Raw genomic sequence first — 4,368 nt, forward strand, 5'->3', positions numbered from 1 at the left:
GGACTGGGTGCCGTGGGCGGAGCGACTCGCCGACTACCAGGCCGCGCAGGCTGCGGCGGCGCAGGAGGGGGCCGACGACGACGCCTCCGACTTCGACGACGATGACGAGGACGACGACGAGGCGGATGACGACGCGTCGATCCTGCACGCCGGCGACGTGGACGGCGTCGACATCGACGAGCTCGCACCGGATGCCGACTCCGACGAAGACGACTCCGACGACGAGAACTGACGTCCGCGTCGCCGGAGTCCGCTGCGGTCAGACGAGTCGCTCGACTGTGTAGTCGATCGCGCTGATGAGCTGTCGCACGTCGTCGGGTTCGATCGAGACGAACGTGGCGACGCGCAGCTGGTTGCGTCCGAGCTTGCGGTAGGGCTCCGTGTCGACGATGCCGTTCGCCCGCAGGCTCTTCGCGACGGCGGCGGCGTCGATCTTCTCGTCGAAGTCGATCGTGACGACCACGGGCGACCGGTCGGCCGGGTCGGTCACGAACGGGGTCGCGAACGACGCGGCCTCGGCCCACGTGTACAGCGCTGAGGAGGATTCCGCCGTGCGTGCACTGGCCCAGGACAGGCCGCCGTTGTCGAGGATCCACGCGAGCTGGTCTTCGAGCAGCAGCAGGGTGCTCAGCGCGGGGGTGTTCAGCGTCTGGTTCAGCCGGGAGTTGTCGACGGCGTTCTTGAGGCTGAGGAAGTCCGGGATGTAGCGTTCGGTGGCGGCGATCCGCTCGATCCGCTCGATCGCGGCCGGTGACATCGCGGCGAACCACAGGCCGCCGTCCGACCCGAGGTTCTTCTGCGGGGCGAAGTAGTACACGTCGGCCTCGGCGAGGTCGACGTCGATGCCGCCGGCGGCGCTCGTGGCGTCGATGACGGTGAGCGCGCCCTCGTCGGCGTGGACCCGCGTGACGGGAGCGGCGACGCCGGTCGAGGTCTCGTTGTGCGGCCATGCGTAGACGTCGACGCCCTCGACGGCCTCGGCGCTCGACCGCGTGCCGGCCGGCACCGTGCGCACGTCGGGCGCGGTCAGCCACGGCGCCTTCGCGGCCTGGGCGAACTTGCCGCCGAACTCGCCGAAGACGAGGTTCTGGCTGCGGTTCTCGATGAGGCCGAAGGCGGCGGCATCCCAGAACGCGGTGGAGCCACCGTTGCCCAGCACGATCTCGTACCCCTCGGGCAGCGAGAACAGCTGCGCGAGGTGCTCGCGCACGCGGCCGACGAGGTTCTTCACCGGCGCCTGGCGGTGCGAGGTGCCGAGCACGGATGCGCCGTGGGTCACCAGCGCTTCCAGCTGGGCTCCACGCACTTTCGACGGGCCGCAGCCGAATCGTCCGTCGGCGGGCAGAAGGTCACGGGGGAGCTCGACGTGCGCCATGGGACGAGTCTACGGTTCCCGTCCGCGGCCGCAGAACGCCTCCGGCGCGCTACCGGCCGCCGCCGGCGTCCCCCTGCAGCAGGCCGGTGTGCTCGCCGCGACGCTGACGCTCCATCGGGTCGTCTTCGCGCCCGCCGGTCTCCGCACGACGGGCGGCGCCGCCATCCATCACCTGTTCCAGGGGCAGAGGGACGGCTTCGCTGCGCAGCCGCTCCTTGGCCTCGTGCTCGACGAGCACAGGGATGAAATCGCGCACGCGCCCGCCGTCGAGCCGGTGCAGTTCCTCGTCGACGATCTGCTCGACCCGAGCCCGATCGACGGTGGGGAAGCGTTCGGCCAGCCGGTCGATCGCGTGTTCGATGGCGACGCGCTCGTCGCGGGCGGGGGAAGCCGCCGTCTCTTCGCTCATGCACGAAGTGTGCGCCCGCGTCGGGGCCGCCGCAAGGGCTTGCCCGCCCGCCCGCATCTGACGTCGTCGGGTGCGGATAGGCTGTCTCTGCCCGTTCGACAGCTGTGAGGAACCGCGACATGGCCGATCTCATCGACACGACCGAGATGTATCTGCGCACGATCCTCGAGTTGGAGGAGGAGAACATCGTGCCGCTGCGCGCGCGCATCTCCGAGCGGCTCGGGCACTCCGGACCCACGGTGTCGCAGACGGTGGGGCGCATGGAGCGCGATGGCCTGGTCGTCGTCTCGGACGATCGCCGCCTCGAGCTCACCGACTCCGGTCGCCAGAAGGCCGTCGACGTGATGCGCAAGCACCGTCTGGCCGAGCGGCTGCTCTCCGACGTGATCGGCCTCGACTGGGCCTACGTGCACGAAGAGGCCTGCCGGTGGGAGCACGTGATGAGCGAGCAGGTCGAACGCCGTCTCGTGGAGCTCCTCGGCCACCCCACGGAGTCGCCCTACGGCAACCCGATCCCGGGGCTCGATCTTCTCGGCGACATTCCCGGCGCGACCTTCGAGCAGGGCGTCGTGGGACTGGTGCGGCGACTCAACGCCGCCGACGGTCCGGTCAGCGGCACGGTGCGCCGCCTCGCCGAGCCGGTGCAGGTCGACCCGGAGCTGCTCGAGCAGCTCAAGCAGGCCGGGGTCGTGCCCGGTGCCGCGGGAGACTTCCGCTTCAGCGAGGGCTACGTGCTCGTGCAGATGGACGGAACCGACGACGCGCTCGAGCTTCCCGTCGAGGTGGCCTCGCACATCTTCCTCGTCGACGACGGCGCCTGAGCCGCGGGCGAGCGCTTCCCCACCCGCGCGGCGAGCGTGACATATTCGTTATCTTCGGGTAGCCTGAACCGGTCTTGCACCCGAGAAAGCCCGGGCTCCAGGATGCTGGGAAGGTCGCCTCACTGGCTCGTCGCCTTTGCAGCGAACCGCACACTGTGCCCCCGACACCAGTGCCGACGAGTCAGCGCCCCCGGCGTCGAGGCGCCGGAGGATTGACTTGGCTGAAGAGAACCACCCGCACGAAGAGCCCGACGTTCCCGTGGCGAGCCGCCGCGAGCGAGCACGACAGATGGCTTCCCGTGCGAAGAAGAGCGTGACCCGCCGCACCACCGTGGCGAAGAGCTCCGCTCCGGCGGCGAAGGCCTCGCCGCGATCCTCGGCCCGACGCCCGCTGCGCAGTCTCGTGATCTTCAGCATGGTCGGCGGTCTCGTCGCCACCGTCGGTCTCCCCGCCTACGGGGCCATCACCCTTCCGTCGGACGAGCCGCAGACCCTGCAGCAGGTCGCCGCCGAAGACGCGCAGTCGCTCGTCATCGCCTCCGACGCCGGCGCATCCGAGGAGCCGGTCGATCTCGGCCGCGAGAGCTACTCGGCGACGACGGCCGAGGAGATCGAAGAGAAGAAGGCCGAGGAGGCGGCGGCTGAGGCCGCGGCCGAGCGTGCCCGTCTCGCGGCGGCTGCCGCCAGCTCCGCCGAGACGTCTCAGACGTCGTACTCGGTCGACCTGTCGATGGTGGCGCCGGGAACGGGAGCGGTGCGCTATCCGCTCGCCGGCGGCTACACCGTCGGCGACGGCTTCCTCGCCCGTGGCGGGTCGCACATGGGCGTCGACATGCTCATCGGCGGCGGAACGCCGATCTACGCGGCCGCCGGCGGCGTGGTCCGCATGTCGCAGGAGAGCCTCGGCGGCTACGGCGTCGCGGTCGTCATCGACCACGTCATCAACGGGCAGTCGGTCACCACGACCTACGGTCACATGACCTACGGCAGCCGTCAGGTCGTCGCCGGTCAGACGGTCTCCGCGGGGCAGATCATCGGCCTCGTCGGATCGACCGGGCGCTCGACGGCGAATCACCTGCACTTCGAGGTCGCCATCGGCGGGTCGAACGTCGACCCCATGGCGTGGCTCGCGCAGAACGCCGGCTGACGCCGCCCGGCGTGTTCCTCGACACGCCACGTCTCGTTCACCCGCGGATGCGACCCGACCTGCTGCTGCGTGCATTAGCCTGAGACCCGACGCTGAGAGAAGCGGAGGGAAGCTGATGGAGAGTGCGCCCCGCATCCGAACCATGGATGCGCTCGGACTGCTCGTCCTTCGGCATTCTGTGAGCGGAAGCCGCGGTCCTGCCGTGGTCTTCAAGGCGCTGTCTGTGTGACAGCGCCTTTTTTCATGCCCGAAACCTCTCGATTCGTCGCACTTCGAGGAGCCGCGAAGCCGTCCCGGCCGTTCGAGAGGAATCACTATGCGCACCTTGGTGCTGAATGCCGGTTATGAGCCGCTGGCCGTCGTGTCTTTCAAGCGGGCACTCGTGCTCGTCATGAACGACAAGGCGACGGTCGTCGAGCACATCGATGGGCAACCCGTGTGGGGCACGGATGCCTCCTACGATCGACCGGCGGTGATCCTGCTGACGCGATACGTGCGCGTTCCCGGCGGGCGCCGCGTGCCGGTCACCCGACGGGGTGTGCTCCGTCGTGATGCGCACCGCTGCGGATACTGCGGCGCATCCGCTTCGACAATCGACCACGTGCTGCCGAGGTCG

The 4,368-nt window shown here is 69.7% G+C and carries 5 protein-coding genes and 1 pseudogene; 4 read left to right on the plus strand and 2 right to left on the minus strand.

Annotated elements, in window-relative coordinates; all coding sequences use genetic code 11:
- Positions 1 to 232: pseudogene (locus B4E30_RS16475) on the plus strand (DUF3027 domain-containing protein); the annotation flags it as partial.
- 27 nt (positions 233 to 259) lie between these two features.
- On the opposite strand, the gene serC reads toward B4E30_RS16475, so the two are convergent.
- Positions 260 to 1,375: a phosphoserine transaminase gene (gene serC / locus B4E30_RS16480; protein WP_286796348.1), complete on the minus strand. Its 1,116-nt coding sequence runs from the start codon at positions 1,373 to 1,375 to the stop codon at positions 260 to 262.
- A gap of 49 nt (positions 1,376 to 1,424) precedes the next feature.
- The gene (locus tag B4E30_RS16485) at positions 1,425 to 1,784 is read right to left on the minus strand and encodes a three-helix bundle dimerization domain-containing protein (protein WP_286796350.1); all 360 of its coding nucleotides are present in this window, start codon (positions 1,782 to 1,784) and stop codon (positions 1,425 to 1,427) included.
- Positions 1,785 to 1,903: 119 nt separating this feature from the next.
- On the opposite strand from B4E30_RS16485, the gene B4E30_RS16490 reads away from it, so the two are divergent.
- From B4E30_RS16490 to B4E30_RS16500, 3 genes are all read left to right on the plus strand, one after another.
- Positions 1,904 to 2,605, plus strand: coding sequence for a metal-dependent transcriptional regulator (locus tag B4E30_RS16490; RefSeq protein ID WP_286796352.1), 702 nt, complete (start codon positions 1,904 to 1,906; stop codon positions 2,603 to 2,605).
- Between the two features lie 289 nt (positions 2,606 to 2,894).
- The gene (locus B4E30_RS16495) at positions 2,895 to 3,752 is read left to right on the plus strand and encodes a M23 family metallopeptidase (RefSeq protein WP_286796353.1); all 858 of its coding nucleotides are present in this window, start codon (positions 2,895 to 2,897) and stop codon (positions 3,750 to 3,752) included.
- Between the two features lie 316 nt (positions 3,753 to 4,068).
- The coding region (locus tag B4E30_RS16500; RefSeq protein ID WP_286796355.1) for an HNH endonuclease at positions 4,069 to 4,368 on the plus strand (300 nt) is incomplete at its 3' end.

Origin of the sequence: Microbacterium sp. UBA3394, from assembly GCF_002358725.1 — a bacterium.
GTDB lineage: Bacteria > Actinomycetota > Actinomycetes > Actinomycetales > Microbacteriaceae > Microbacterium > Microbacterium luteum.